We start from the raw sequence: 25,743 nt of genomic DNA, 5'->3' as shown, positions 1-25,743 counted from the left end.
GCGGAACAGCCTTTTCATCGCGGCTCTCCCGACCCGCGCAGAACAAGCGGGTGCGCAAGACGACCACCCTTGCGAAATCCCATTCCGCTCAGGTAGCCAACGAGCGTCGCGATGAAGCCGCCGATGATTGCGCTGGCCCGGCCGAGGCCTCCGATGTCACCGTGAAAGAATGCCGACATTCCGCGTAGAACCCCGCGCGGAAGCACACTCAAGACATACCGTCGTTCGGTTGAAAGTGCCGCCGATGGCGGTGCGACCGCCGCAAGCGCCGCCTTCGATTTGCCTTCCGCAAAACACCTGCGAATGAAATAGCCAACTGTCAGGCGTTCATCGCCAACGACGTGGAAAGCACAAGGCTTTGCATCGAAGATAAATGCGCTTCCTGGAAAGGCCGCCCCAGCGCGGATGCAGAGCTCTGTTTCTTCGCAGCCCATCGGTAGCCGGCCGCCGCTCCGGCCGAGACGATGATTAAAACCGCCGACGCTGCTGAACAGATCGCGCCGGACGCACATGGCAGCCCCGATGAGATTCCTTACAGCTCCGGGCCGCATGCCTTCGTACGTGCAGCCCACGACCCAAAGAAACTCATCCGGAAACCAAAACGGTCTGATCCCTTGCCATTGCGGTACGATGCGACTCGTGACGCCCATAGTCTTGCCGCTGCCGAAATGCTTCATGGCTTCGCGAACCCAATCCGGTTCGAGAGCAGCATCGTCATCGAGGAATAGCAGCAGGGCTCCCTTCGCAAGAGCGACGCCGGTGTTGCGGGCGCCGGACAACCCCCGATCCTGGCTATTGGGAACGACAGTGACGCCCGGGAGCGATTCTTCGAGGCGCCTTTCCAGTTCGGCGTTGTGATCGACGACAATCAGCGTTTCGAGGACCGGACGGCTCTGAGACCGGACCGAGTGAACCGCCTCGAAAATGGCGTCCCAACGCTTGTCGGAATGGACGCAAATGATCACGGAGACGCTATCACACGCTGACATTCGCCGCCTCCTGACTGGTTCGAAGCGCAGGGGCCTGGCCGCTGAGCGAATTTGATTTCCCCTTTGCAACCGGCAGAAAAGCCAAATCGATCGCATCGTCTGAAGGAGCGCCATAGACGTCGATAGCTTCAATACTGCCGCTGCGGTTATAGGTGTGAGCGCCCCGGAATGATCGGGCATCTCTAGGCGACAACGTTGCAATTTCGACTTGCTCGAACGGCCTTGCGAGAGGCAGGGAGAATTGGCACCAAACGATGCCGCTGCCATACAGCCTCGAACAGTCTTGCGCCGGACGGTAGAGAGCGCCACCGACATTGAGGATGTGGCCGGCCGGGCGAGACGTACGCGCATCGATGGCCAGCGGCTGCTGTCCACATGGCCGCCAAGGGCCATACAGCGTTGGAGCGTGATAAAGACAGAGACGATCGGATGGCGATCCTGCTCCTTCGCACGACGTAAAGATCAGCCAATAACCTGTCTCGTCACGGTAAAGCGTCGGATCGGACGCGGCGACGTCGATAAGTGTCGCTTCATAAGTCCACTTGAAGGGGAATGCTTCGCAGCGATAAAGAACGATGCGGTTACTGGCACCGGACTCCGGAATCATCCACCATCTTCCGTCATCTGCGAACACCATCGGATATGAGAGATGATGGGACTCTTCGATGATCGGTCGTGCCACGCCCGCGGGATCGTCGAGATCGATGACTGATATAATTCCGCGTCCGGTGGCGTAAGGATACTCCTCGCAAAACAACCACGAGCGACCGCCGTCAACGACGGGAAATGGATCAGCAAGAAACCGCTGCCCGTCGTCAGGAACCCTGCGATAAGTGAGCGACGCTCCGCCTCCGTCAATTTCCAACGGCTGATTGGCGGCGTGTCGCCAACCGATCATCCACCGGTCGCCACCGCGCGCAAGCATATCGAGCCGCCGCAAAAGACGCTTCGTAAGGGTCGCTGCCGCATGCCGAAGAAGCACCGGAGAGTTGCTCCTTCGACAAAGACCGACGCTCTTGGAGCCGGTAGGCAGGGTCGGATTGAGCGTGGAGTGCCAAGCCAGAAGATCGATCATGCGGGCACACGCGTTGTTGAGCGTCTTGCCTATGATCGTCGGAAGTTCAGTTTCGATGGCGTACTCATTCGCATGCGTGCTTTCGCTCGAACTCCCCACACCAATCATGACGTCTTGGCCGTCGAGGATGGCGTGAACGGCGCCAACTTCGCTTTGATGCACATTGAACAATGGATGAAAAGAGCGTGCGCCAATGGGCGCGGCAGATGCGTCTCCATCGAGGCGCAAGACGACGTCGAAGCTTTCATTGACATCGTCAGTACGACGGATCCCATCGAATGATTTATCGACGAGGATCGCGGTCAGCAGAGATTTTGAGGCAATGCCATAGACCAGACGCTCGAAAGCCAGTGTCGTCACAATAAGAGACGGAAGCGGTGTGCCTACTTCGCTAATAAAAATCGCGACCTCGTGCCGATCGTGAACCAACCGCCTCGCAAGCAGGTTGTGCCACTCGCGCGCGCAAGATCGGCCAATGACGACGCAAATTCTCACCGTCGCGCCTCCGCAAATTGCGAAAATTTCGCACCCTCGTAGATATGTTCGATGCGCGGGACGATGGCATCGGGCATGTAACCTTCGGAGTGCACTAGGCTCGCTGTACCCATCCGTTCGCGGAGATCGACGTCCTGCAGCATGGTGAGCAACGCTCCATGCAGTGCGTCGACGTCACCCGGGGGAATTAAAATGCCGGTCTTGCCATCGATCACCGTCTCCGACAGACCACCGGTGCGGCTAGCAACGACCGGCTTCCCGAAAGCGTTGGCCTCCATAACAACGGTCCCGCAGGTTTCGAGACCCTCTGACGGCACGATCCCAAAAAGGGATCGGCTCCAAGCGTGCAGCACGGCGGCATGCGGCCAACTCTCGAGAAGGGTGACGTTGCCCGGCAACTCCGTTGGCGTATCCTTGCAGCGTCTTCCGATCAGCACGAGCGGAGGCACTCCTCGCATTCGTCCATATGCAGCAAGCAATGTGTGAATACCCTTCAGCCGGGTCAGGTCACCGACGAAGAGTAGAAAGTCTGATTTCGGCAGCTTGGCGAGATGCGCGTCTTGCCCACCCTGAAGCTTCGTTACATCTCTCGAGATGAAGGTGGGAATGACTTGATATTCGTCACGCTTGGCATCCAATCCGCATCGCAAAGCAACGGCATGACTGACCGGAATGAAGGCGTCGACTTCACGAAGACCGGATTTGCCGAGCGACGAATTCATCAACCACGTCACGGCGCCTTTGAGATTGCCGTAGTGCTCGCCGGCGCAAGGCAGGCATTTGAATGTCGAGGGCCCGCCACAAGGTACACCCGCGTGGATCATATTCTTCTTGGCGCAAACACTGCTGTAATCGTGAAGCGTTACGACCAACCGCTTCTTGTAAATTCTTTGCAGCGGCAGATAGGAATGGAGCAGCCAGTTATGAGCGTGAACAACATCCGGTTTTTCCGCGCGCACAACGCGATTGAGACGAAACGTTAATTCGGGATCGGGAAAGGGTGGCGCATGCCGCCGCTGACCTTCCGTGAAAAGAACGGCATTTCGCTGGAGCATACCCTCTAAGCGGTAGATCTTAACGCCAGAGACGATATCGAAGTCAGGTTGGTCACCATGCTTGATCGTGGCGACGCTCACGTCGTGTCCCCGTTGAACCAGAGCTTCGCTCAAGACTTTGACATGCCGCTCCTCGCCTCCAATGATTGGCGGGAAAAACTGGCTGAGCATGAGAATTCGCATCAGCGCATCCCCTCGATGTCCGGCCGTTCGTCAGCGCCATCCGTGTCGCTCAAACGCACAAGCTTCGCCGCGGCGGTAGGCGGAATTGAAGCCCACACGCGCTGCATGGCCGCCGTCGGATCGCCGTGTTTGTAAAGACGCGCCGTGAAACGCTGCTCGACGGACGCATTTCGCTTAATCGGCAACTGAATATCGCGCTGCCAAGTCGCGCCGGGCGCAAGCGGGATATCATTCCAAGACGCAACAACCGCGTCGGGCGAGACGACTTCCAAGTCGTAACCCATCGCGATCTGCTCTTGGTTTGTGATGCCTAGGCGATAGGTTGGCGCGGTTTGCGTCGGCACCATCCACAATTCGGTAAAATGAAACTCTCTAAGCTGGCTATACCCAATGCCTGACAGCAGCACCGCCGACACCGCAAGCAAAGAACCAAAGGTCAAGGAGAGTTTCTGCGCGCTCCTGAATGCCGGTAATGGCTCCGGTTTGGACGCGCCCCATTTTGCAAACGGCAGCATTACGAGCGTCAATCCGCCGAGCCCAAGCGACCAACCGGCGACATTCATCATGTGAACCACATTCAAGAGCAGGCCGATGAGCACGGTGACAGCGAGGCTCACACCAACGGCGAAACACAGCCGCTCCAAATCCAAAGGCTCTCTCGGAAACGCGACTTTCGTCGCGACATAGCCGGGGACCAGAAGAACCATCGGAACTGCGACGAGCACGCGGATGGCTTCCGGCAGAAGCGACGACACGAGAAGCAGAACGGCGAGCATCGCACATAGGGCCGCATTAGTGGGCATCGGCGCTATCCCGGGCTTGAGCAACATTGATGATTGACTGGTAGCCGTTGTCGAAAACGCGGCTGATTCCGGTGACGTTATTAAACTTGAAGAGAACCTGTGGATCCGGCGGCTCCCGGTAAACCGGACCGGGATCGAAATAGAAGCCCATCAACGGCAGCTGTTCGGTCAACCTGAAGTCGAGAAGAAAATAATCGACTGAGGCTTCGCGGATAGCCTCACGCTCGGGCGGCCCAAACTTTGGCGAAAATTCAACGTCACCCAGATCCCGCTTGTCGTAAAGCAACGTAATCACCTGCTGTCCGCCATAAGCCGCCAGCAGCAATCGGTTCGTGCGATCGGCGAAGAAGCGGTTACGGGTTCCGAGCCACTCGCGAGTCCATGTTGCAGCGCTAATCGCCATAGGTTCGACCGACGCGGAATCGGCCGAAACCCGATAGCGTGGGCTACCGAGGATATAATTGCCGCTGCCGCTGAAGATGCCGCCGATCACGATGAACGTCATGGCCGTACCGATGAGGCCGGACCGCAAGCGGCTTCTCGAAGCTTTCTGCCAGAACGTCACGATGCCGATGGCGACGACAATACCGACACCGAGGAATGCAAACGGTCCGATGCGATTGCCGATTTCCCAACCCGCGCGCGTCATCCGCAGCACGATGCTGATTGGATACGCAAACGTCACCAGCGTCAGGATGACGAGACTGCTGCTGTCCCATTTGAGAAAGCCCCGCCAGCCCGTTGGAAACTTATCCCACAGGACCGGCACGCCGGCACGAGCCAAAGCGCGGAAGAAGCTCGTCGCTAATCCAGCGCATAGGATAACCACCGAAAGAACCGTCGTTACCCGCAGCCAAAGAGGAGCCGTCGTTCCATCTTCGGCGACGAACGGAATTCGGCCGCCCTCAAAAGATAGAAAGCGCGAGGCTTCCGATATGGCATGGCCAAAAACGGGCCCAAGATAGTCTTCGCTCGGATTTCCAGTCGAAACGCTCCAGCCGATCGAAAAAATCAGGGCCGCGGCAGGCATGGCAATCATGTAACCGAAAGACCGCATCGACTTGCGTCGGGCGATCTCGAAAGCCGCCACCCCAGTCAACAGGGATGCCGTAATGAACGCGGTGAGATGGTGGGTAACAGCGAGCGCGCCAAGCACGGGAATAGCGACCATGAAGAAGCACCGCCAACTGGCAGCCCTTCCCATGCGGTCATCAATCAGCAACGCGATGACCATGAAAAACAGCGCTAGGCTTCCGTAGGAAAAAGTCGTGTCGAAGAAGGCGAAGCTTGATGCCCCCATGTAAACCAACACGCCGAGCGACCCGACCCGTGACGAACCGGAGAGGCGTTCGTAGAAAAGAAATAGGCAGATGACGAAAATCGCCCGGCAAACAAACATCAACAGTTGCCCGCAGACGAAAATCGAGAGGGTCGTCAACTCCGACAGCGCCGTCGCGATGATCTCGAGGCCTGGATAGACCGGCGAAATGGGTAATAGCGGGTTCGGCGTGAAGAGCTTCCCCGTCCTCATAATATCGTTAGCCGTCGCCCAATGAAGAAACGCATCGTGATCAACGAACGATATTGGTTCATGGATGAGGCGCAGGCAGAACAGTCCGGTAGAGGCGAGCAAAATCGTCGCTATTCGTTCCGCGCGCGGAACGCCCAGCCAGACCATCCGCCATGCAATCGGAAAGATGAGCGCCGCGATTGACGCGTAAAATAGTGCCGATGCGAACGAATATTCGCGCCGATTGGCTTCAGCGGCCGCAGCCGCTACCACGATCGCCATTCCCGACCATAAGGCCAGAGCCGGGAAGCAGCCCCAATCTCGCTCCGCCTCGCCGGCAAATTCTCCCGGATAGTCCGCGTCCGCGGAAAACAGCGGTCGCGCCAAGCGCAACATGGATTGAAGCCGGCCCTTCATCTCGCCTCACATGGCGTTGGAAAGCGAGACGCTTCGGACCGTTCTGCAAGCAGAACTTTATAGACGCTCTCGAGAGTTGCCGTGCATTCATCCCAAGTCGAAAGCGCGAGCGATCTGGGCGTTGGCTTGATATCCATCGCATTCGACATTGCCGCGGCGATGGTCTCGGCTCCCGCGTCAAGAGGAACCGCGTACGCGAGGGACCTGTCAGCAAGCTCACGCAGTCCAGACGTCGCGGTCACGACGACCGTCTTGTTGAGCGAGAGCGCTTCAATGACGGCGACGGGATGCGCTTCGTAATCGCTGAAAAGAACAGCCAAGCGCGCCTGGGCCAACAGGGTTGCCATGGCGCCACGGTCCGACGCCGGGATAGAACCGATAGTCACATGTTCATCGAGGCGAAGCTGGTGGATGCGCTGTCGCAATGTGCGTTCATACGGTCCCGTGCCGACGATCTGCAGCCGCGCCTTGGGGCGCAGGCGCAAGAGAAGCGGCATCGCGTCGATGGCGCGGTGATGACCTTTGTAGCGTTCGAGCCTACCGATCGAAAGGATCAGATTTTCATCTTCCGGCACGTCCGGCCTAGGTAGCGAGGCGTTGAGATTGGCCCCATTCGGCACCACCAGAAATTTGTCGGATGGAAGCGACATCGCCTCAGCGAAATGTTCAACTTCGAATTCCGAAACTGCAATATATCGCCGAGCCGGTCGCACCAGAGGCGCAATCATCCTCGCTTGGATATGTCGCAATCGGTTGCGGAGCGGTGATGAGTGCCCTCCGCTATGGAACGACAAGACAAACGGAATCGCATGACGCTTCGCGGCCCACATCGCGAAGGGTGCGAAGAATGTATGATAGCCTTGAACGTGCATGACATCGCATCCCGATTGTCCGATGACGCGAGCGAGACCCGGTGCAAATTGCCAATCGCGGGATTTCGGCCAGCTGCGGACTCGTATGATGTCGATGCCAGCAACAATTTCGTGCTCGGGTAGCACGCCACCAGGGTTGGCGGTCACCACCGAAACATCGTGCCCGCGCCTGACGAGGCGCGTAGCAACTTCGTGGACGTGCATTTCTGTGCCGCCCGCAAATGGGAAGTAACGAGCTGCGACCATCAGAATACGCATTGCCGGCCCCGCACTCTGTCCTACGCGATCAGGATTTCACAAAGCCATTTACGGTCGACGGCGCGCTTAGGTGAGTTGGCGAAGCTTGCCGGCGGAACATCTCCTTCATAATTGTCCAGAGCACCCGGAAGCCGTCGGTAAATGCGTTGAGATTGCTTTGCCCGTGCACCCGGTTCTTTTCGAAAGAGGGAATTTCGACAATCTTCACGCCAGATCTGAGCGCGCTGAGATTCAAAGCAGTCTCGATCTCAAATCCGTCGCAGGTGATATTCAACAGCGGCAAATGCATTTTCCAGAAGGCATTGTAACCGTAGCAAAGATCAGAAAATCCTGATCCATATAATACGCGAACAATATGCGTGAGCGCCCAATTGCCCAGCATGCGAAAGATCGACATGTCTTCTGTGCCGCCGCCTTGGATAAAGCGCGATCCCTTCACGAAGTCGGCGCCCGCCATCAAAGCGGCAACGAACAAAATCAATTCGTCGGCGCTCATCGATCCATCGGCGTCGATTGATACGATTATGTCGCCGGTAGCCGCGCCAAAGCCCGCTCGCAGCGCTGCACCCTTCCCCTTTTTCGGTTCTTCAAGAATGCGAACCGCATGATGCAACGAGAGCGCTACCTCGCGCGTGTTGTCGGTGGATCGGCCATCGACGATGATGATTTCGTGCACCCATGCAGGCATTTTGGCGAAGACAATCGGAAGATTGTTGGCTTCATTCAGCGTCGGCATGACGACGCTGACCTTCGGAATGTCGAGCTTGCCTCCGGGAAACCTGAGCGGAGCGTCGGTGACAGCCTGAGAATGAATGGCGGCGATAGTCAAGGATCTGACTCCAGGAACGCGGAAGGAATAGGAGAATGGGAAAAAGACTTACATCGGGGATTTGCTGGCCGGCGGATTGACCAGCACACGAACGAGATCGCCGGGATTGACGGACTCCATCCCTGTCGCATTGATGACTTGCCGGTTTGTCCTCGGCCCCCGTACGATCTGGAACATCGTTGCACCATCGGTGCCATCGTCATTGATCGCCAACGCCGTCCGCATCGCATCGAGTGCCCCGCTACTGGCGGACGTCGTGCTGGATGCCTCGGCGATCTGGGACTGCAGATCCACGATCTGTTGCTGTAGATCGATTTTTGTCTGGTTCTCGAATGTCAGCTTGTCTTTTTCCAGTTGCGAAACTTTCGCCTCGGCCGCGTGAAGAGCGACCGCCGTTTCTTGAACCCGAGCCTTTGTATCGCCGAGTTCCGCCGCAACTTGCGAACGCAATGGCCGGCCGATCTTGTCGCCAAGACTGTCTAGATCGGCGAGCCTTTGTGTTCTCACTGAAATGCCGGATTCGACCTGATCCCGAAGTCTTTGATGACTTGCCAATTCGTCACGCGCCGACTGAAGAGACGCGGCAAGATTGGCCGCCTGAGCTTGGCTATTGCGCAGCGCCAATTGGCGAACAGAATTCTCTGAAGCGATAAGCGCGAATGCCTCGCTCTCGTTACACAGACGCAGCAGATTGCGAGATGGAGCAGCCGTTGTCCCGTCGCGCTCGGCTTCGAGGACATTCAACTTAGCCCAAAGCCTCTTCAGGCGGTCGCCTGTCTTTTGTTTCGTCTCGACTTCACGGATCGCCTGCAGCATGTGGTCGAGATCGACCGATGTACGTTCAAAGCCGCCGGCCAATGCCACGACATGAAATACCGTCAGACCTTCCGTGAATTTATAATAGCCTGGCTTTTTCACTGGCCCGACGACATAGACAGGCCGGCGATTGATCGTAACGCTCATGAATGCAAAGCGGCCGACGAGTTGTTCGAAGGCCTTTTTCGCGTCTTCCTCGAATTCAGCAACCGTACGCTTGGCGACTGGGAAAGCGCCGAGAAGCGGCACGATCACGGTGCCATCTTCGTGGACTTCATACTCCCCGGACAACTCCGTACGTTGCTGAAAGCTTATGGCAGGTCGTTTGGAAAAGGTTCGTGCCGACCATTTGTCTTCCTCATTGATCAGCCGCTCATAGAACGCGACCTGCAGCGTGTCGCCGACTGACACCAACGAATTGTCGCCGGGCCGCGTTACGGGCTGTGCCGGTGGCTCCCACCGATCAAGGAACTTTGGTGTTGTCGCCACAGCAAGCTCGTCCTTGCCGCTGAGGCTCGGCGCCGTGCTGATTGCAGCCGACCGCATCAGGCCCGGCTCTAAAAATTTTGGATAGGCAATCCAGGCAAAAACCGTGAGAAAAACCAGAGGAAACATCAGATTGAATAATGACGACGCGCGACGCACAACGCTCAGCAGCATATTCAATACCTTTTCAGGCTTAAAACAGTGAACGAAAACGACGTCGCGACTGGCAGCACTGCGGGCGATCACAAAAGAGCGAAATGCTTCCGCTAATTGCTTGACCTACTAGCCGTCTTAGCGCTGCTGTCGTTTCTGACAGGAGCCGGCTTGCCAATTCCGATGCGCTGAATAGAAAGTAAATTGCCTGGCGCTTGAGATTAGGAGAGAGTCGAGCGCACAAACCCAAATTGCGAATTGACGACAATCGCGAATCGGCTGGCCTGATACTGGGGGCGATATTCGACCATGATTGCGCCACCTATTTTTCGATACGGCACCTTCAAGCAACGCTCGAAGCCGCTTCAACAACGCCGCATATGTGGATGGATCTATTCAGCAAATCGCCCCGCACCGAGCACTTATCAACGACGCGAGGAATACAAGATTGTGACAAGAGATTTTCAGCGCGAATACCTCCAACACAACTCTCGAAAACGCTAAGCCGCACGTTCTCCCGCGGGCCGGTCTAATTTCTGTCACGACTGATATTGGGGACGAGAAAACCCTCATTGGCGGTTGGCCGTTAGACCGGCCGCCGGGGCGAGTGGCCCTCGCTCGAGGTCGTTGCAGCACGCACTAAAACGCGATCAGCGGAAGTTTTGCAGTTATCCCTCCTCAAAAGATGCTGACTCAAGATGCGTGATCACCATTGATATTGGTCAATGCTCTGGACCGGGCTATGTACAATTGATCCGGCTGGAAAGATTCGGGCAATGGCGCTGCTTGCCGCCGCGGCCCGTGGGGAGAAGACAAGAAGTGTCAGGTCCTTTGGACATCGCCACGAACAAAGCAAGCGCAGCTCTTCAGATCACAGCATCATTACTGTGGCTGCCCCAGGCGGCGTTGATCGCCATCGCGATCGGCGACATTGCGAACGCGGCGGGTTCTGAGCGCATCGGTTGGCTTGCCCTTGGTGTCCTTCTCATCGGGATATTGAGGGCCTTTTTTGAGAGTACGGGCAGCCGCATGGCGTTCCGTACTGCGCGCGCGGCCGTGACCGCATCCAGAAATGGTGTGGTCACCGCACTCGCTGCGCACTCCCCGCTCGACCAAGCACGTCCGGCGTCTGGACGTGCCGCGAGCGTGGTCGTCGAACAGGCTGAGATGATCGTGCCCTATCTCGCCCGCTTCGAAATCGCGAGAATGCGGGCAGTTTTCGTACCGGTTTTCATCTTTATATCTGTCCTGACGCTCTCTTGGGCAGCAGCTGTTGTGCTGCTCATTGCTGCACCGCTCATCCCGATTTTCATGGCGCTGATCGGCTGGCGTGCTCAGCAAGCGAGCGAAGCCCAGCTCATCGAAGCGGGCGGCATGAACGCATTCCTGCTCGACCGGCTACGCGGCATCGCGACCATCCGCTCTCTCGACGCTGTGGACGTGACGGCACGGCGGCTTCGCACCGACGCCGAAAGCCTCCGCAGACGAACGATGGCCGTTCTCAAAATCGCATTTCTGTCATCCGCCGTTCTCGAGCTTTTTTCGGCTCTCGGCGTTGCGATGGTCGCTGTCTACGTCGGATTTCATCTGCTCGGACAATTGGGCTTTGGCACGTGGGGTGCCCCGTTGAGCTTGAGCGAAGGACTGTTCATTCTCCTGCTTGCACCCGCATTCTTCGAGCCTCTACGCGAACTCTCGTCTGCCTGGCACGACCGTGCCGCGGGCCGCGCCGCACGCGATGAACTCGCGCGCTTGGCGACGACAAATGGCCCCGGAATGCTCGGCAGCGATTGTGACGTTCAACAGACAGCGCACGTTGAGCGCCGCGCGCCCGCCGTTCACATCAAGAACTTGAGCTTTCGATATCCGGGAAGCGAAACGCCCGTATTCGATCACTTCGACCTCTCGGTTGCGCCGGGCGAACACGTCGCCCTGCTAGGTCCAAGCGGCTCAGGCAAATCGACGCTTCTCGCGCTGTTGGCTGGCCTTACGACTTCGACGTCGGGCGCAATCTCGATCGGCGGCGACCGGCTCTCTGACGAATCCGCTGCAACTCTACGGAAAAGCATCGCTTGGATTGGCCAGCGGCCGCACGTCTTTGCCGGCACCCTCGCCAGCAATATTACCCTCGGGCGGACCAGTGATCCGGCGAACGTCGCGAGCGCGTTGCACTTTGCGAGGCTCGATGAAATTGCCACGGTGCGCGGCTTGAACACCGTGGGTGAAAACGGCATCGGACTTTCCGGCGGCGAAGCACTGCGACTCGCGCTCGCGCGTATCGCGGCCAGCGCCAATGTCGCCCTTATCCTCGGCGATGAGCCGACCGCGCATCTCGATGCCGATACGGCACAAGAGATAACGGACAACCTGCTGACTCTCGCACGCAACAAGACGCTCATCGTGGCGACCCACGACCTGAGGCTTGCAGCACGCATGGATCGGATCGTCGACTTCCGGCGCTTACGCCTGGAGAAGGCGGCATGACCCGAACCTTTGACGACCTGAAACCCGTTCTCGAACTCTTTTGGCGCGGACCGCGCCGGAAGCTTCTCCTGGGGATGCTGATCAGCACAGCGACCATTCTGAGCGGCATCGCTTTACTCGGGCTCTCGGGTTGGTTCATCACCGCGACGGCAATCGCAGGCATGAGCGCGGCGACTGCGCTCGCGTTCGATGTCTTTTCTCCCTCGGCTGGCATCCGCTTCTTTGCGCTTGCACGAACGGCGAGCCGATACGGCGAGCGCCTGATCACCCACGATGCCACGCTCGGCACCCTTGCCGAACTGCGCGAGCGCCTTTTCCGGGGCTCGTCTGAGAGGCGCGCCGCGGAAGAACTGCGCATGCGTCCGGCGAAGCTTCTCTTTCGCATCACGCAGGATGTCGACGCGCTCGATTCTCTTTACTTGCGCGTCCTGGTGCCATTGGGCGCGGCGTTTGCCGCTGCTTTGGCCATAGGTGTCGCCCTCGGGCTTCTTCACCCCGTCGTCGGCCTCGCCGCCGGTGCGTTCCTCATTGCGACAGGCCTCGCTGTTCCCCTTCTAGCCGCACGCGCTGCTGAACGCCCTGCCCGGCGCCGTGCCCATGCGCTCGAAGTGCTGCGCTCACGCGTGATCGATCTCGTCTCCGGCCAAACAGAACTCGTCATGGCCGGACGGCTAACGGCTCAACGCGGAAAGATTGCCGACGCTGACCGAAAGCTCGCCAACGCCGACGATCGGCTTAACTTCGTCGAAACAGCAGTTTTCGCTGCGTTCGGAATAGCGAACGCAATTTTGATCGCAGCGATGCTTCTCGTCGTTGCCGCGCTCGCCAAATCCGGCAACATCAGCGCGCCGGTTGCATCCTTTGCCGTGCTGATTGTTGTCGCCGCGCTTGAACCCTTCGCCGCTTTGCGCCGTGGCGCGATCGAACTCGGGCGGACGCGCCTCGCCGCGCGACGCATCGGCCCGCGTCTTTTGACCGTCGCATCTCCGCAACGTTCCGATCCGCCGGATGGGATAGCCGTAAGCCTCGACCACGTGTCTGTCCGGCATGAACACGCGCCTCAATTGCTGCTCCGCGATCTTTCGCTGTCGCTTCGGAGCGGCGAGCGGTTGGCTCTGATCGGAGAGAGCGGAGCCGGCAAGTCGACGCTGCTGGGGGTAATTGCTGGCGAGATCCCGATTGAGGACGGCAAGGTCGTGAGCGTTCCGGGAACTTTGCTGACGCAGCGGACTGAGCTCTTCGCAGATTCGCTTCGCGACAATCTACGCCTCGCTGATCCCACCGCAGATGACAGCCAGATTTTGCACGCACTCACCGCCGCCGGATTGGGCGCCTACATCGCGGGGCAGCCGAAAGGCCTCGATACTCGGCTCGGCGAAGGCGGGCTCGGACTTTCCGGTGGTGAAGCGCGTCGCCTCGCGCTCGCGCGCCTCTTTCTGCGCGACACGCGTCTTTGGCTCTTGGATGAACCAACCGAAGGGCTTGATGGCGCAACCGCTCGCGACGTCATTGCGCGCCTCAAGGCCAACGCCAGCGGTCGCACGCTCGTCATTGCGACTCACATACAGCGGGAAGCCGAAATCGCAGACCGGTTGCTGATCATGAAACGGGGGCACGTCGTTGCGAGCCCACGACGCGGCGAGGCGGCTTTCGAAACCGCGCTCGCGGCGTTGCGACAAGATTGAAAGAACGGAACCGGCGGCGTCCGATTGGCGCCGTCAATTCGAAAGGGGGCCGGCCGTAGGCCGGACATAAAGCAGATGGAACTCGACATCGTCGCGCTGTCGCGCCTGCAATTTGCGGTGACCGCACTTTATCATTTCCTGTTCGTGCCGTTGACGCTTGGTCTTTCCGTGCTCCTCGCCATCATGGAGACGGTCTACGTGATGACCGGCAGAACCATCTGGCGTCAGATGACGAAATTCTGGGGCACGTTGTTCGGCATCAACTTCGTTCTCGGCGTCGCGACCGGCCTCGTCATGGAATTTCAGTTCGGCATGAACTGGAGCTACTACAGCCACTACGTCGGCGACATATTCGGCGCACCGCTCGCCATCGAAGGGCTGATGGCCTTCTTCCTCGAAGCAACGTTCGTCGGCCTTTTCTTTTTCGGCTGGGACAGGCTTTCGAAGGTCGGGCATCTGATGGCGACGTGGGCCGTTGCGATAGGTTCCAACTTGTCTGCCCTTTGGATTCTCATTGCGAACGGCTGGATGCAGAACCCGGTCGGCTCGGCGTTCAATCCGCAAACGATGCGAATGGAGGTCACGGACTTTTTCGAGGTGGTGTTCAACCCGGTCGCGCAAGCGAAGTTCGTACATACCGTTTCGGCTGGCTACGTCACCGCTTCCATCTTCGTCCTCGGTGTTTCCGCCTGGTACTTGTACAATCGGCGTTACGTCGATCTCGCCAAGCGCTCGATGACCGTCGCGGCATCGTTCGGGCTTGCGTCGGCCCTGTCCGTCGTCGTCCTCGGCGATGAAAGCGGCTACCTGTCGACGGAGCATCAGAAGATGAAGCTCGCCGCGATCGAAGCGATGTGGAAGACCGAACCCGCCCCGGCCGCTTTCACCCTCTTCGGATTCCCCGATCAGGAATCGCGTGAAACCCATTTCGCCGTGCACATCCCTTGGGTGATGGGCTTGATCGGCACCCGCTCGTTGACGACCCAAATTCCTGGCATCGAAGATCTTGTCGAGCACGCAAAGGTTCGTATCCGGCAAGGCATTTCCGCCTACGACGCCGTCCAGCAAATCCGCGCGGCGAGCGATCAGTCGGCCGTTCCGCAAGCGGCACGCGACGCTCTGGAGAAGAACGGCCGCGATCTCGGCTACGCTCTGCTCTTGAAGCGCTATGTCGATGATCCGCGCAAGGCGACGGACGCCCAGATCGATCAAGCGGCATGGGATACGGTACCAAGCGTCCCTTCCCTCTTCTGGTCGTTCCGCATCATGGTCGGTCTCGGCTTCTTCTTCATTCTGCTGACGGGCACGTTCTTCTACCTGTCGGCGCGGCGTAGGCTCGACCATTACCCATGGCTTCTGCGGCTAGCCGTATTCGCCATACCACTGCCATGGATCGCAGCCGAACTCGGATGGGTCGTCGCGGAATTCGGCCGGCAACCCTGGATCATCGAAGGGATACTGCCGACCGCAGCAGCCGTTTCGAGCCTCGGCGCAATGACCGTTCTCCTGACGCTGCTCGGTTTCATCGTGATCTACACAGTGCTCTTCATCATTGAGATGGGTCTTATGCTGCGCGCCATTCAAAGCGGCCCCAAACCTGATGATGAGCCCGAAGCCATTCTCGTTCCTCCTTCACTCATCGCTGCGGAGTAGACAAATGATCCTCCACCAACTCATCGATTACGAAACCCTCCGCATCATCTGGTGGCTTCTTCTCGGCGTGCTCCTGATCGCATTTGCAGTCACTGACGGCTTCGATCTCGGAACCGCAACCCTATTGCCATTCGTGGGGAAAACCGATCTTGAACGCAGGGTAGTCATCAACAGCATTGGTCCGACGTGGGAGGGCAATCAGGTCTGGTTGATCCTCGCCGGCGGCGCGATCTTCGCTGCATGGCCGCCGCTCTACGCAGTTTCGTTCTCCGGCTTCTATCTTGCGATGTTCGCAATCCTCTTCGCCCTCATCCTGCGGCCGGTAGGATTCAAGTACCGGTCGAAACGAGACGACGCGACCTGGCGCACAGCATGGGATTGGGCGCTGTTCGTGGGTGGCGCCGTACCGTCGCTGATCTTTGGCGTTGCCGTCGGCAACGTCCTCCAAGGCGTACCGTTTCACTTCAACGACGAGTTGCGCATCTTCTACGAAGGAACGACGCTGTTCGAGTTGCTCAATCCATTCGCCCTGCTCTGCGGAATTCTGTCGGTCGCCATGCTCGTCATGCACGGTTCGGCGTGGCTCACGTTGAAAACCAAAGGTGTCGTGGCGGATCGCTCCCGGGCTTATGGGAAAATTGCCGCCCTCGCGACCGCCGTCCTCTTCGTCCTTGGCGGCGTTGCGCTTTGGGCGGGAATTGACGGCTATCACATCACGAGCACGGTGAACCCGCTCGGCCCTTCGAATCCATTGGCGAAGACAGTCGCCAAAGTGCCCGGAGCATGGTTCGATAATTACAGTTCGCACCACTGGATGATGCTTGCTCCATTGCTTGGCATCGCCGGCGCAGCTGCGGCGTTTGTCTTCATGGGAGCGCGCCGGGAAATCGCCGCGATCCTTGCGACTTCGCTTTCGATCTTCGGCATCATCGCGACGGTCGGGCTCTCGATGTTTCCGTTCATCCTGCCGTCGTCCGTCGATCCGAGATCGAGCCTGACGGTCTGGGATTCCTCATCGAGCCACATGACGCTTTTCATCATGCTGGTGGTCGCGGTGATCTTCGTGCCGACCGTCATCGCGTATACGACCTGGGTCTATCACGTGATGTGGGGCAAGGTTGACGAAAAGGCGATCCGCGACGAGCGCGGCCACGCGTACTGAGACCAACGAAAGGAGAGATTGATCATGTGGTATTTCGCTTGGCTGCTCGGTCTGCCGCTCGCCGCCGCCTTCGCCGTGCTCAATGCGATGTGGTACGAGCTGATGGAGGATGCCGCAGCGGCCCGCACTCGCCCAGCGCCACCCGCTGGTAGCGGTAAAAGAAAGTAGAACGTCTCACGATTTCGGGGCGCTCCCGTCAACGGGAAAACCTTCGGCAACCTTCACGGCTGAGCGAATGCATACGTCGCATTTGCTCAGCCTGCTTTTGTATTGGGCTGAGCCAACCCAACGCTTTTTCCAGTGACGCAGCGGCTGTCATAAAACAGTCATATCAAAGCCAGAATACTTCTTTTTTTCAATGCATTAGTGAATCAAAAACACTTTTTGCCTAATGGCGTACCGGGGCCACCGGTACATTCATGCCATGAAATTCACGACCACCTTTTCTTTCGGCATCGCTGCAAAAGCTGCGTTGCTCATCGTCACCCTCGGCGCGCTATCTGCATTCGCCAATTGGTATGTGCTGCACAGCGCGCAAAGCCTCGATCACGTCAATCGGACGATGGTCGAACGCGTAGCACCTGCCCGCCTCGCATTAGCCGAGGCTAAGGCCGCTTTGAACAATGTCGGCTTGGCAGCTTACAAAAGCATGGCCGCCTCGGAACTCGAGGCCGCACGCGCGGCAAGCAATGAGATCGCCAATCAAATCGCCGCGGTGCGCCAGTGGCTGCACGCAGTTTCCGACTATTTCCCGACGCGCACCCAAGATAGCGATGCAATCCGAGACAAACTTCGGCACGTCGAAGCGACTGCACGTCAGATCCGTGACGCGATAGAATCTGGCGACAAACAGCGTCGCATCGATGAGATGCTCGATCTCCGCTTCGAGGCAGCACTCGACGACACGCTTGCACAGATGAACCGGCTCACGAACATTCTGGGCGGCGAATCCCGGGAAACGCTGGCTGAGGCGCAGAACGAGCAGGCACGGGAATTACGTATCATTATCGCGGCACTGGCAATGGGAACGTTCCTCATCGTCATGCTGGCGCTTGCGCTCGCCCACTATTCCGTAGCTCGCCCGTTGCGACAGCTTAGCGAAACAGCACTGCGCATTCGCGAGGGCAGCGCGCGTACCTTTGCATATGGAGATCGAACTCTCGTTCGCATCGACGAGATCGGCACGCTCGCGCGCTCCTTCCAATCGATGATCGCCAAACTCGCGGCAGCGCAGGAAACCTTGGCCGTTCAATACGCGCGCGTCGACGCCGCGATCAATAACCTGCCCCAAGGTCTCTGCATGTTCGACGCCGATCAGAATCTGATCGTCTGCAACCGCCGTTATGCCGAACTCTATGAATTACAGCCCGAACACACTGTTACTGGCACGCCGCTTCGTACGATTCTGCAGGCTCGCCACGCCAACGGCCGCTTCCCCCAGGCCGAAGGCTTCTCCGTCGAAAACCGCATAGCGGCGGTTCGGGAACGTAAGCCCATTTACACAGTCGATGAACTTGCTGGCGGCCAGTTCATCGCGATCTCCCATCAACCCATGCTCGACGGCGGCTCTGTCGCGATTCACGAGGACATTACGGAACGCCGCGAGATCGACGCCAAGATCGCCCACATGGCTCATCACGATGCCCTGACCGATCTACCCAACAGGCTGCGCTTCCGCGAGGCGATGGAAATCGCGCTGAAAGGCATTGAGCACGGACGTAGCGTCTCAACCTTGTGCCTTGACCTTGATCACTTCAAAACCGTCAATGACACATTGGGCCACCCCGTAGGCGATGCGTTGCTCCAGGCGGTGGCAGACAGATTGCGTGCATGCGTCAGGAAGCACGACCTCGTCGCACGCCTTGGAGGCGATGAATTCGCCATCGTGCAAGTCGACGCGGACCAACCTCACGGCGCCACGATCCTGGCTCAGCGCATCATTGCAGAATTGAGCGCGCCATTCGAAGTGCTTGGCCACCAAGTTGTCGTCGGCGTCAGCATCGGCATCGCAATGGCGCCGGGAGATGGAGAAACCGCTGACCAGCTGATCAAAAACGCCGACATGGCGATGTATAAAGCCAAGGAAGCTGGCCGCGCCACCTATCACTTCTTCGAACCCGGGATGGATGCCAAATTGCAAGAACGCCGCGCGCTCGAGGTCGATCTTCGCAAGGCAATCGAAATGGACGAGCTCGAGCTTTACTATCAACCTTTGATCCGTCTCGAAACCAATGAGATCAGCGGCTTCGAAGCGCTCGTCCGCTGGCAGCACCCGACTCGAGGAACGGTGTCGCCGGCAGATTTCATCCCGCTCGCCGAAGAGACCGGCCTTATCGGGGCCATCGGCAACTGGGTGTTGAACCGCGCCTGCGCCGACGCGACGGCGTGGCCATCTCACATCAAGGTCGCTGTCAATCTCTCGCCCTTGCAGTTCAAGAATAACGCGCTCGTGCTTCAGGTGGTTGCTGCATTGGGGAATTCCGGGCTCTCGGGCCAGCGGCTCGAACTCGAAATTACCGAAGCGGTCATGCTGCATGATACCGATGCGACGATCGCGATGCTCAACGATCTGCGCGCGTTAGGCGTTCGCATTTCGATGGACGATTTCGGCACCGGATATTCGAGCCTGGGCTATCTGCGCAAATTTCCGTTCGACAAAATCAAGATAGACCGTTCGTTCATACAGGATCTCTCGGCCAACCCGGATTCGATCGCCATCGTGCGAGCGGTTGCAAACATCGGCAGCGCCCTTGGGATGGCGACCACCGCCGAGGGCGTCGAAACGGAAGCCGAGCTCGCGCAGCTTCGCCACGAAGGCTGCACCGAGGTTCAAGGCTATCTGTTTAGCAAGCCTCGGCCAGCGAAAGAGATTCATTCACTGTTGGCACGCGAGACATGCGCGTTACAGCAGGTGGCGGTTTGATCCCAAATGCTTAGGCGATCGTAACGCGCGACTGTCACCTAATGCCAGCGAATGCACGTACCTCCGTGCCACCGTCGACACCTGCGAACTTCGCGACGGGCATGGCGAATAGTGGTCCGCGCTACGCAAATGCCATTAACGCGCACACGGCCCGGGCCGCATCCTTGGCGCACTTGCATGATCACGCCGTCCGGCTGATGAAGCGGCGCGATCGGCAGCGCATGCGCAGAGGTTGCGACGGCCAAAGAAAAGGCAACAGCGAACAACCTGATCATGTTCATTTCTCCACGTCGTGAAGTTCTCGAACGCAATCGAGCCTTTGCTCGACTGGATGAGCCACCTGTTGGATCAACGCCAACAGGTGACTGAAAACTCACGACACTCCTCAACCGTCAAAGCAAGCAAGCGGAAGAACGCACTATGGTGATTGCGTTCCTTGCGAAGCGGCTCAGCTTTGAGGCGATTGGACTTGTATTTCCTCACCGCCCGTTAAGTCTGCGCGCCTGCACGAGCATCCTTGAGAGCCTGGATATCGATCTTGGTCATCCCCATCATCGCGGCCATCACCTTGCCGCCGTTCGGACCGCTGATGAGGTCGGGCAGACCCGCATAGTTGATCTGCCATGACAGTCCGAAGCGATCCTTCAACCATCCGCAGGCATTATAGCTGCCGCCTTGGCCCAGCGCCGACCACAGCCGGTCGATGTCCTCCTGCTCGGTACAATCGACAAGCAAGGAAAAAGCTTCGTCGAGTTTGAAGTTCGGCCCGCCGTTGAGCGCAACAAGGCGCTGGCCTGAGATCTCGAAACCCACAACCATGGCGCTGCCTTTGGGTCCCGGCCCCGCATCGCCGTACCGCGAGACATTTGTGATTTTCGCGTTGGGGAACAGCGAGACATAGAAATTCGCGGCGTCTTCAGCCTCGGTGTTGAACCAAAGGAACGGCGTGACGCTTCTGATCGTCATTGCGGCCTCCTAGAGCGTTCGTGCCAAAGCTTCGAGCTGATCGGTGCATTGGCCCCAGCCCTTTTGAAAACCCATTTCCTCATGCTTTTTCTTGTCGGCCTCGGTCCAGTGGCGGACTGTCGCGACGTAGCGAGTCTTGTCGCCTTCAGGCTCGAAGGTGATCGCCACCACCATAAAAGGCTGCCCGTCGCGCGGTTGCCAATCGCCGGTGAAGGCATCCGTGAAAACGAGCTTCCGGTTGACGACGACTTCCAGATACTGGCCGGTGTTAGGCATGTCCTGGCCTTCGGGGCTCCGCATGGTGATGCTGCTGGCGCCGCCCGGCCGCGCGTCGAGCTTGGCTTCCGGTGTCGTCCAGGGTTTGGGCGCGAACCACTGTTTCAAGAGGTCGGCCTCCGTCCAGCAACGGAAAAGTTTGTCCGCGGGCGCGTCGAGCAACCGGTTAAGAACGAGATCGTAGGTGCCTTGTGTCATGTTTTCTCTCCAGCTTTCGGCACTAGGACGCTGCCCGATTAGTCGGCCCGACATCGCCATGAGGATTTATTTTTTCGCGCTCCTGTCGGGACAGGGCATACTGAGACGTCCTCGGGACGCTGCAAAGGAAACGCCATGCTCTACACCCTGCTTTGTTACAACAAGGAAGATGTCGTCTGGTCCTGGAGCAAGGAGGAAGACGATGCCGTCATGAACCGCCTGAATGTGGTCCATGAAAGACTTGTGAAGGAAGGCAAGCTCGGCCCTGCACTGCGCTTGTTGCCAACGACTGCCGCAACGACCCTCCGCGGGCCCGACATGGTCATCGATGGACCCTTCGCGGAAACGAAAGAGCAGCTGCTCGGCTTCTACGTGATTGACGTGCCGGATCTCGATGCGGCCCTCGCTATCGCGCGTGAGCTTTCCGCCGCTAACCCCACGAGTGTGTACGAGATCCGCCCCGTCGCCTTGTATCTCCCGGAGGCACGGCCCAACGCACCTAAGGATCGCATCAAGGCCTATTGAGATGAACGAGGTGATCCATGACCCTGCCTGGATTCACGGCGCGCTGACCGCCGCCAGGCCTCAGGCGGTCGCGGCGCTGCTACGCTATTTCCGCGACATGGATATCGCCGAAGAGGCGTACCAGGAAGCCTGCTTGCGCGCGCTGAAAAGCTGGCCTCAGAACGGCCCGCCCCGCGATCCGACTGCGTGGTTGATCCTGGTCGGGCGCAATGCGGCACTCGATGGCGCGCGCAAACGCAGCCGCGATGTCGAACTCCCCTCCCACGATATCATCTCAAACCTCGAAGACGCCGAGGCGCCGCTGATTGATCGCTTGGATGGTTCGCATTATCGCGACGATGTACTCAGGCTGCTGTTTATCTGCTGTCATCCTGAGCTTCCGGCGACGCAGCAGATCGCGTTGGCATTACGCATCGTCTCCGGTCTGACCGTGGCCCAGATCGCCCGCGCCTTCCTCGTGAGCGATGCAGCGATGGAACAGCGCATCACGCGCGCCAAAGCCCGCATCGCGAAAGCTGATGTACCTTTCGAGGCGCCCGGTCCCGTCGAACGGTCTGAGCGGCTCGCGGCGGTCGCCGCCATGATCTACCTGTTGTTCAACGAAGGATATTCGGCGGGAAACGATCCAGACCGCGCACCGCTTTGTGACGAGGCGATCCGGCTGGCGCGATTGCTCTTGCGCCTCTTCCAGACCGAGCCGGAAATCATGGGCCTAATCGCGCTGATGCTCCTGCAGCAGTCGCGGTTGCCGGCGCGCTTTGATGAAACCGGCGAAGCCGTCCTGCTCGACGATCAAGACCGCACGCGTTGGAACGCCAAGCTGATCAGCGAAGGATTGGCTCTGATCGACAAGGCGATGCGTCACAACCGTCCAGGTCCCTATCAGGTGCAGGCCGCCATTGCAGCGACACACGCCCGGGCCGCCACCGCCGCCGATACCCAATGGGCCGGAATAGATGCACTCTATGCGGCCCTCGAACGAATGCAGCCCTCGCCGGTGGTCACGTTGAACCGCGCCGTGGCGACTGCCAAGTTGCATGGTCCTGAAGCCGGCCTTGCTATGATCGCACCGCTGGAAAAGGCATTATCCGGCTATTTTCATTATTTTGGCGCACGCGGCGCCTTCCTTTTGCAGCTCGGACGTTCCGCTGAAGCCCGCGCCGATTTCGACCGCGCCATCGCACTCGCTGGAACGCCCGCGCAAGCCGCCCACATTCGCCGTCACCTCGATCGGCTGATGCACGACCCGAGATAAAATTTCACGAAAGGAGTGTCGGCTCCGCGCCTGCACGTCCGTCCTGGAGACGCAGCACAAGGAGGTTTTCATGTCCGAATATCCCCACCCGCAGGTCAAAGGTGGCGCCGTTTGCTATCTTTCCGTCGACGGCGCCGTGAAAGCCGTTGAGTTCTACAAGAAGGCGTTCGCTGCCGAAGTTGCATGGGTGATGCCGCCCGATGAGAAGGGCCGCACCATGCACGCTCATCTCTACATCAACAACGCATCCGTCATGATGAGCGATTGCTATCCCGAGCACGGCCACCCTTGGGTTCCACCCGCGGGCTTCAGCGTCATGCTCAAGGTCGATGACGCCGACGCTTGGTATGATCGCGCCGTCGGCGCCGGCTGCACCGCTATTATGCCGGTCGCCAACATGTTCTGGGGCGATCGCTACGGTCAGTTGAAGGATCCGTTCGGCGTCCTCTGGGCGGTCAACGGTCCTCTGAAAAAGGAATAACATGGAGCGACAGCGGATGTTCGGCGATTGATAGATGCCTGAACATCCGCACCGAAATCCAATCATTGGAGCATCGATATGAAAACCTATCTCGCCATATTCCTCGGCAGTGCGGAAGCGATGGATGCGTGGAAGAAACTACCTGAAGCCGAGCGCAACGAGCGAGGGCAGAAGGGCATCGCGGAGTGGCACAAATGGGTCTCGGACCACAAAGACGCGATCGTAGAAATGGGTTCCCCCCTCGGCAAAACAAAGCGTACGGACAAAAACGGCGTTTCTGATACCCGCAATGAATTGGGTGCATGGACGCTCGTGAAGGCAAATTCGCAGGAAGAAGCCGCCAAATTGTTCCTCAACCACCCGCATTTCATGATTTTCCCGGGCGACCGGGTGGAAGTGATGGAGTGCCTGCCTATTCCCGAGAAGCAATGAGCCGCGAACAAGGTGTGAGGATCGCAAGCGATCCTCTTCACCGGTTGGCGCTGACGTGGATCGTCCCTGTCATCCCGGGATGGACACGACAGAAATAAGTGATCGTCGCAGCGTGATCGAGCTGCACCTGCCCCGACTTCCCAGCCGGAACCATGACGTCCCACTCTCCGCTATTTGCTGTGGCGGTATGATCGATGAAATCCTCGTTCACCCATTCCACTTGATCGCCAACGTTCACCCTGATCTCCGCTGGGACAAATGCGAGATCATTGATTTTAACTTGCACAACCTCTCCCGCCGGCGCCGGTAGGGCAAGCTTGCGCCAAGACAATCAAGGCCGCACGGCGCCAAACCAACAGCATAAGTTTCTCCTCTCAATGAAGCGTGCTCGCAAGATGCTCTGCGTGCTCCATGTGGCCCGTGAATATTTTGAGGCCGGTCTGTAGCAGGCTCTTGAGTTCGCCGTTATCGGCCGACGGAATGAGTGTCGATTGAAGCGCACCGTTGACGGTCTTGTGATACGCGACCTCGTTGTCGACGTAACTCTTGTCGAAGTCCTGGCCCGATAGCTTCGCCAGTTCCGCCTGCTTTTCACCCGATTGCTCGACCAAACCTTTGCTGGTGTCGTTGTCCTCGGGCGTGACGCCAAGCTTCTTCACCAGAGCCAACGCCTTATCGTTCACAGCCTGGTGGTCTCGCACCATGTCGCTGGCAAACGCGCGAACGTCGGCGTTTTTGGATTTCTTCAAAGCCAGCTGAGCCGCTTTGATATCGAGGTCGCCGGCCGTATACGCGATGTGCGCGATCTGCGCGTCTGATGGTTTGTCGGCTGCGTGAACGGGCGCCGTCACAGCCGCTAATACGATAGCGGCAGCGACACCGCTGATCTCAATCATTCGCATCTTGAAAACCTCCGGGATCGTCTTGCCGTGAGTGGCATGTCGACGTCACGAAGGATTGGATGCCGTCGTTTGACAAAGGTTCCCGCTATCGGGAGCCTGGGACGAGTTGCTTTATGACGGCATTCGCCAGTCTCTCGCAGCGCTTGCCTTGGAAAGGAAAAACATCGCTGAAGAGCGAGTCCATGTGTTCGGCAAGTGCAGTCTTTAGAAGACGGCGGGCGCGATGCAGCCGTGTTTTCACCGTTTCAGCGCGAAGCCCCAACAATTCCGCCGTTTCCTCTATACTCATATCTTCTATGGCACGCGCGATGAGAACAGTGCGAAAGTCTTCCGGAAGTTCGTCGATCGCCCGTTCCAGCAGATGACAGAGTTCTCGTTGAGCCATGGCGCGCTCGGGATCTATGAATGGATGACCGGATAGCGGGAACGGAATGACCTCGCCTTGAGCTTGGGGAGGATCGATCGCCGAGTTCGGAACTTCGGAACGGCGGCGAAGATGCTGCAATGCCTGATTTAAGACGATGCGTGTCAGCCACGTCGAAAGAGACGATCCGCCCCGGAATTCAGGCAGGGCCGAAAAAGCGCGAAGATAGCTCTCCTGCAGCACATCCTCGGCCGCGCCATCGTCGCGCACAATACTCCGCGCGACACGGTAGAGACGGCGGTTGTTCGCCTGGATGATGGCACGTATTGCGGACTCGTCTCGTCCCACGGCGCGGCGAATAAGATCGGCCTCCCGGTCATCCCTCCTGCCGCTTTCGACATGCGATAGGACCATCAGTGACATCTCCGTACGTTCGAGAACTTATCAGAGATTGGATGGCCCGGATTCGAAAAGGTTCCCGGCCCCGGAAAAATAT

The 25,743-nt window shown here is 58.5% G+C and carries 23 protein-coding genes; 10 read left to right on the top strand and 13 right to left on the bottom strand.

Annotated elements, in window-relative coordinates:
* Positions 1-14 precede the first annotated feature (14 nt).
* Genes BM399_RS06765 through BM399_RS06730 form a run of 8 tightly spaced genes read right to left on the bottom strand, consistent with a single transcriptional unit; the run spans position 15 to position 9,962 of the window.
* Positions 15-989 carry a glycosyltransferase family 2 protein gene (locus tag BM399_RS06765; protein ID WP_177228065.1) on the bottom strand — a complete coding sequence of 325 codons (975 nt, stop codon included), beginning with the start codon at positions 987-989 and terminating at the stop codon, positions 15-17.
* On the bottom strand, positions 976-2,559 hold the full coding sequence (locus BM399_RS21100) for a glucosamine inositolphosphorylceramide transferase family protein (RefSeq protein WP_177228064.1): 1,584 nt from the start codon (positions 2,557-2,559) through the stop codon (positions 976-978). Before BM399_RS21100 ends, BM399_RS06765 begins: the two co-directional genes overlap by 14 nt.
* On the bottom strand, positions 2,556-3,797 hold the full coding sequence (locus BM399_RS06755) for a glycosyltransferase family 4 protein (RefSeq protein WP_092865863.1): 1,242 nt from the start codon (positions 3,795-3,797) through the stop codon (positions 2,556-2,558). The genes BM399_RS21100 and BM399_RS06755 overlap by 4 nt, the downstream gene beginning before the upstream one ends.
* On the bottom strand, positions 3,797-4,600 hold the full coding sequence (locus tag BM399_RS06750) for a DUF1616 domain-containing protein (protein ID WP_177228063.1): 804 nt from the start codon (positions 4,598-4,600) through the stop codon (positions 3,797-3,799). Before BM399_RS06750 ends, BM399_RS06755 begins: the two co-directional genes overlap by 1 nt.
* Entirely contained in the window at positions 4,590-6,527 is a 1,938-nt protein-coding gene (locus BM399_RS06745) for a hypothetical protein (protein WP_092865857.1), read from the bottom strand. Before BM399_RS06745 ends, BM399_RS06750 begins: the two co-directional genes overlap by 11 nt.
* Positions 6,524-7,657, bottom strand: coding sequence for a glycosyltransferase family 4 protein (locus tag BM399_RS06740; RefSeq protein ID WP_092865854.1), 1,134 nt, complete (start codon positions 7,655-7,657; stop codon positions 6,524-6,526). The genes BM399_RS06745 and BM399_RS06740 overlap by 4 nt, the downstream gene beginning before the upstream one ends.
* 28 nt (positions 7,658-7,685) lie before the next feature.
* A complete protein-coding gene (locus BM399_RS06735; protein ID WP_244531106.1) occupies positions 7,686-8,486 on the bottom strand; it encodes a glycosyltransferase family 2 protein in 801 nt (266 codons plus the stop codon).
* 48 nt (positions 8,487-8,534) lie between these two features.
* Complete coding sequence (locus BM399_RS06730; RefSeq protein ID WP_143111350.1) at positions 8,535-9,962, bottom strand: polysaccharide biosynthesis/export family protein; 1,428 nt, start codon at positions 9,960-9,962, stop codon at positions 8,535-8,537.
* A gap of 798 nt (positions 9,963-10,760) precedes the next feature.
* Here BM399_RS06730 and cydD point away from each other — a divergent pair.
* The 6 genes from cydD (at position 10,761) to BM399_RS06700 (ending at position 19,848) form a co-directional block, all read left to right on the top strand.
* A complete protein-coding gene (cydD, locus tag BM399_RS06725) occupies positions 10,761-12,425 on the top strand; it encodes a thiol reductant ABC exporter subunit CydD (RefSeq protein WP_244531105.1) in 1,665 nt (554 codons plus the stop codon).
* Positions 12,422-14,110, top strand: coding sequence for a thiol reductant ABC exporter subunit CydC (gene cydC, locus BM399_RS06720; protein WP_092865844.1), 1,689 nt, complete (start codon positions 12,422-12,424; stop codon positions 14,108-14,110). Before cydD ends, cydC begins: the two co-directional genes overlap by 4 nt.
* A gap of 75 nt (positions 14,111-14,185) precedes the next feature.
* Entirely contained in the window at positions 14,186-15,763 is a 1,578-nt protein-coding gene (locus BM399_RS06715) for a cytochrome ubiquinol oxidase subunit I (RefSeq protein ID WP_092865841.1), read from the top strand.
* A 4-nt stretch (positions 15,764-15,767) separates the two neighbouring features.
* Entirely contained in the window at positions 15,768-16,925 is a 1,158-nt protein-coding gene (gene cydB / locus BM399_RS06710; RefSeq protein WP_092865838.1) for a cytochrome d ubiquinol oxidase subunit II, read from the top strand.
* A gap of 24 nt (positions 16,926-16,949) precedes the next feature.
* Positions 16,950-17,093 (top strand): cytochrome bd-I oxidase subunit CydX, encoded by a 144-nt coding sequence (gene cydX, locus BM399_RS06705; protein WP_092865835.1) that lies wholly within the window; start codon positions 16,950-16,952, stop codon positions 17,091-17,093.
* Positions 17,094-17,349: 256 nt separating this feature from the next.
* Positions 17,350-19,848 (top strand): EAL domain-containing protein, encoded by a 2,499-nt coding sequence (locus tag BM399_RS06700; protein WP_092866497.1) that lies wholly within the window; start codon positions 17,350-17,352, stop codon positions 19,846-19,848.
* Positions 19,849-20,337: 489 nt separating this feature from the next.
* Here BM399_RS06700 and BM399_RS06690 read toward each other — a convergent pair whose 3' ends face one another.
* Together BM399_RS06690 and BM399_RS06685 are read right to left on the bottom strand one after the other, a co-directional pair.
* Positions 20,338-20,814: a VOC family protein gene (locus BM399_RS06690; RefSeq protein WP_210186953.1), complete on the bottom strand. Its 477-nt coding sequence runs from the start codon at positions 20,812-20,814 to the stop codon at positions 20,338-20,340.
* A 9-nt stretch (positions 20,815-20,823) separates the two neighbouring features.
* Positions 20,824-21,288 carry an SRPBCC family protein gene (locus tag BM399_RS06685; RefSeq protein ID WP_092865832.1) on the bottom strand — a complete coding sequence of 155 codons (465 nt, stop codon included), beginning with the start codon at positions 21,286-21,288 and terminating at the stop codon, positions 20,824-20,826.
* A 135-nt stretch (positions 21,289-21,423) separates the two neighbouring features.
* On the opposite strand from BM399_RS06685, the gene BM399_RS06680 reads away from it, so the two are divergent.
* The 4 genes from BM399_RS06680 to BM399_RS06665 all read left to right on the top strand — a co-directional run bounded on the left by BM399_RS06680 (position 21,424) and on the right by BM399_RS06665 (position 23,981).
* Positions 21,424-21,813, top strand: coding sequence for a YciI family protein (locus tag BM399_RS06680; RefSeq protein WP_092865829.1), 390 nt, complete (start codon positions 21,424-21,426; stop codon positions 21,811-21,813).
* Position 21,814: 1 nt separating this feature from the next.
* Positions 21,815-23,068 (top strand): RNA polymerase sigma factor, encoded by a 1,254-nt coding sequence (locus BM399_RS06675; protein ID WP_177228062.1) that lies wholly within the window; start codon positions 21,815-21,817, stop codon positions 23,066-23,068.
* A 70-nt stretch (positions 23,069-23,138) separates the two neighbouring features.
* On the top strand, positions 23,139-23,549 hold the full coding sequence (locus tag BM399_RS06670; protein ID WP_092865827.1) for a VOC family protein: 411 nt from the start codon (positions 23,139-23,141) through the stop codon (positions 23,547-23,549).
* 78 nt (positions 23,550-23,627) lie between these two features.
* The gene (locus tag BM399_RS06665) at positions 23,628-23,981 is read left to right on the top strand and encodes a hypothetical protein (protein ID WP_092865825.1); all 354 of its coding nucleotides are present in this window, start codon (positions 23,628-23,630) and stop codon (positions 23,979-23,981) included.
* A 37-nt stretch (positions 23,982-24,018) separates the two neighbouring features.
* On the opposite strand, the gene BM399_RS06660 is transcribed toward BM399_RS06665, so the two are convergent.
* From BM399_RS06660 to BM399_RS06650, 3 genes are all read right to left on the bottom strand, one after another.
* Positions 24,019-24,312 (bottom strand): plastocyanin/azurin family copper-binding protein, encoded by a 294-nt coding sequence (locus tag BM399_RS06660; RefSeq protein ID WP_092865823.1) that lies wholly within the window; start codon positions 24,310-24,312, stop codon positions 24,019-24,021.
* Positions 24,313-24,355: 43 nt separating this feature from the next.
* The gene (locus BM399_RS06655) at positions 24,356-24,877 is read right to left on the bottom strand and encodes a DUF4142 domain-containing protein (protein WP_092865821.1); all 522 of its coding nucleotides are present in this window, start codon (positions 24,875-24,877) and stop codon (positions 24,356-24,358) included.
* Between the two features lie 91 nt (positions 24,878-24,968).
* Positions 24,969-25,661, bottom strand: a complete 693-nt coding sequence (locus tag BM399_RS06650) for an RNA polymerase sigma factor (RefSeq protein ID WP_092865818.1) — start codon at positions 25,659-25,661, stop codon at positions 24,969-24,971.
* Positions 25,662-25,743 lie beyond the last annotated feature (82 nt).

The organism is Hyphomicrobium facile (genome assembly GCF_900116175.1).
Taxonomy (GTDB): domain Bacteria; phylum Pseudomonadota; class Alphaproteobacteria; order Rhizobiales; family Hyphomicrobiaceae; genus Hyphomicrobium_B; species Hyphomicrobium_B facile.
Note: the sequence above shows the minus strand (reverse complement) of the source record. Positions and strands in the feature narration are given on the sequence as shown.

Excerpts from the sequence above, each read along its gene's own strand:
- BM399_RS06765 (WP_177228065.1), bottom strand. The coding sequence starts at position 989 with ATGTCAGCGTGTGATAGCGTCTCCGTGATCATTTGCGTCCATTCCGAC.
- BM399_RS06755 (WP_092865863.1), bottom strand. The coding sequence starts at position 3,797 with ATGCGAATTCTCATGCTCAGCCAGTTTTTCCCGCCAATCATTGGAGGC.
- BM399_RS06750 (WP_177228063.1), bottom strand. The coding sequence starts at position 4,600 with ATGCCCACTAATGCGGCCCTATGTGCGATGCTCGCCGTTCTGCTTCTC.
- BM399_RS06745 (WP_092865857.1), bottom strand. The coding sequence starts at position 6,527 with ATGAAGGGCCGGCTTCAATCCATGTTGCGCTTGGCGCGACCGCTGTTT.
- BM399_RS06740 (WP_092865854.1), bottom strand. The coding sequence starts at position 7,657 with ATGCGTATTCTGATGGTCGCAGCTCGTTACTTCCCATTTGCGGGCGGC.
- BM399_RS06730 (WP_143111350.1), bottom strand. The coding sequence starts at position 9,962 with ATGCTGCTGAGCGTTGTGCGTCGCGCGTCGTCATTATTCAATCTGATG.
- cydC (WP_092865844.1), top strand. The coding sequence starts at position 12,422 with ATGACCCGAACCTTTGACGACCTGAAACCCGTTCTCGAACTCTTTTGG.
- BM399_RS06715 (WP_092865841.1), top strand. The coding sequence starts at position 14,186 with ATGGAACTCGACATCGTCGCGCTGTCGCGCCTGCAATTTGCGGTGACC.
- cydB (WP_092865838.1), top strand. The coding sequence starts at position 15,768 with ATGATCCTCCACCAACTCATCGATTACGAAACCCTCCGCATCATCTGG.
- cydX (WP_092865835.1), top strand. The coding sequence starts at position 16,950 with ATGTGGTATTTCGCTTGGCTGCTCGGTCTGCCGCTCGCCGCCGCCTTC.
- BM399_RS06700 (WP_092866497.1), top strand. The coding sequence starts at position 17,350 with ATGAAATTCACGACCACCTTTTCTTTCGGCATCGCTGCAAAAGCTGCG.
- BM399_RS06690 (WP_210186953.1), bottom strand. The coding sequence starts at position 20,814 with ATGACGATCAGAAGCGTCACGCCGTTCCTTTGGTTCAACACCGAGGCT.
- BM399_RS06685 (WP_092865832.1), bottom strand. The coding sequence starts at position 21,288 with ATGACACAAGGCACCTACGATCTCGTTCTTAACCGGTTGCTCGACGCG.
- BM399_RS06680 (WP_092865829.1), top strand. The coding sequence starts at position 21,424 with ATGCTCTACACCCTGCTTTGTTACAACAAGGAAGATGTCGTCTGGTCC.
- BM399_RS06675 (WP_177228062.1), top strand. The coding sequence starts at position 21,815 with ATGAACGAGGTGATCCATGACCCTGCCTGGATTCACGGCGCGCTGACC.
- BM399_RS06670 (WP_092865827.1), top strand. The coding sequence starts at position 23,139 with ATGTCCGAATATCCCCACCCGCAGGTCAAAGGTGGCGCCGTTTGCTAT.
- BM399_RS06665 (WP_092865825.1), top strand. The coding sequence starts at position 23,628 with ATGAAAACCTATCTCGCCATATTCCTCGGCAGTGCGGAAGCGATGGAT.
- BM399_RS06655 (WP_092865821.1), bottom strand. The coding sequence starts at position 24,877 with ATGATTGAGATCAGCGGTGTCGCTGCCGCTATCGTATTAGCGGCTGTG.
- BM399_RS06650 (WP_092865818.1), bottom strand. The coding sequence starts at position 25,661 with ATGGTCCTATCGCATGTCGAAAGCGGCAGGAGGGATGACCGGGAGGCC.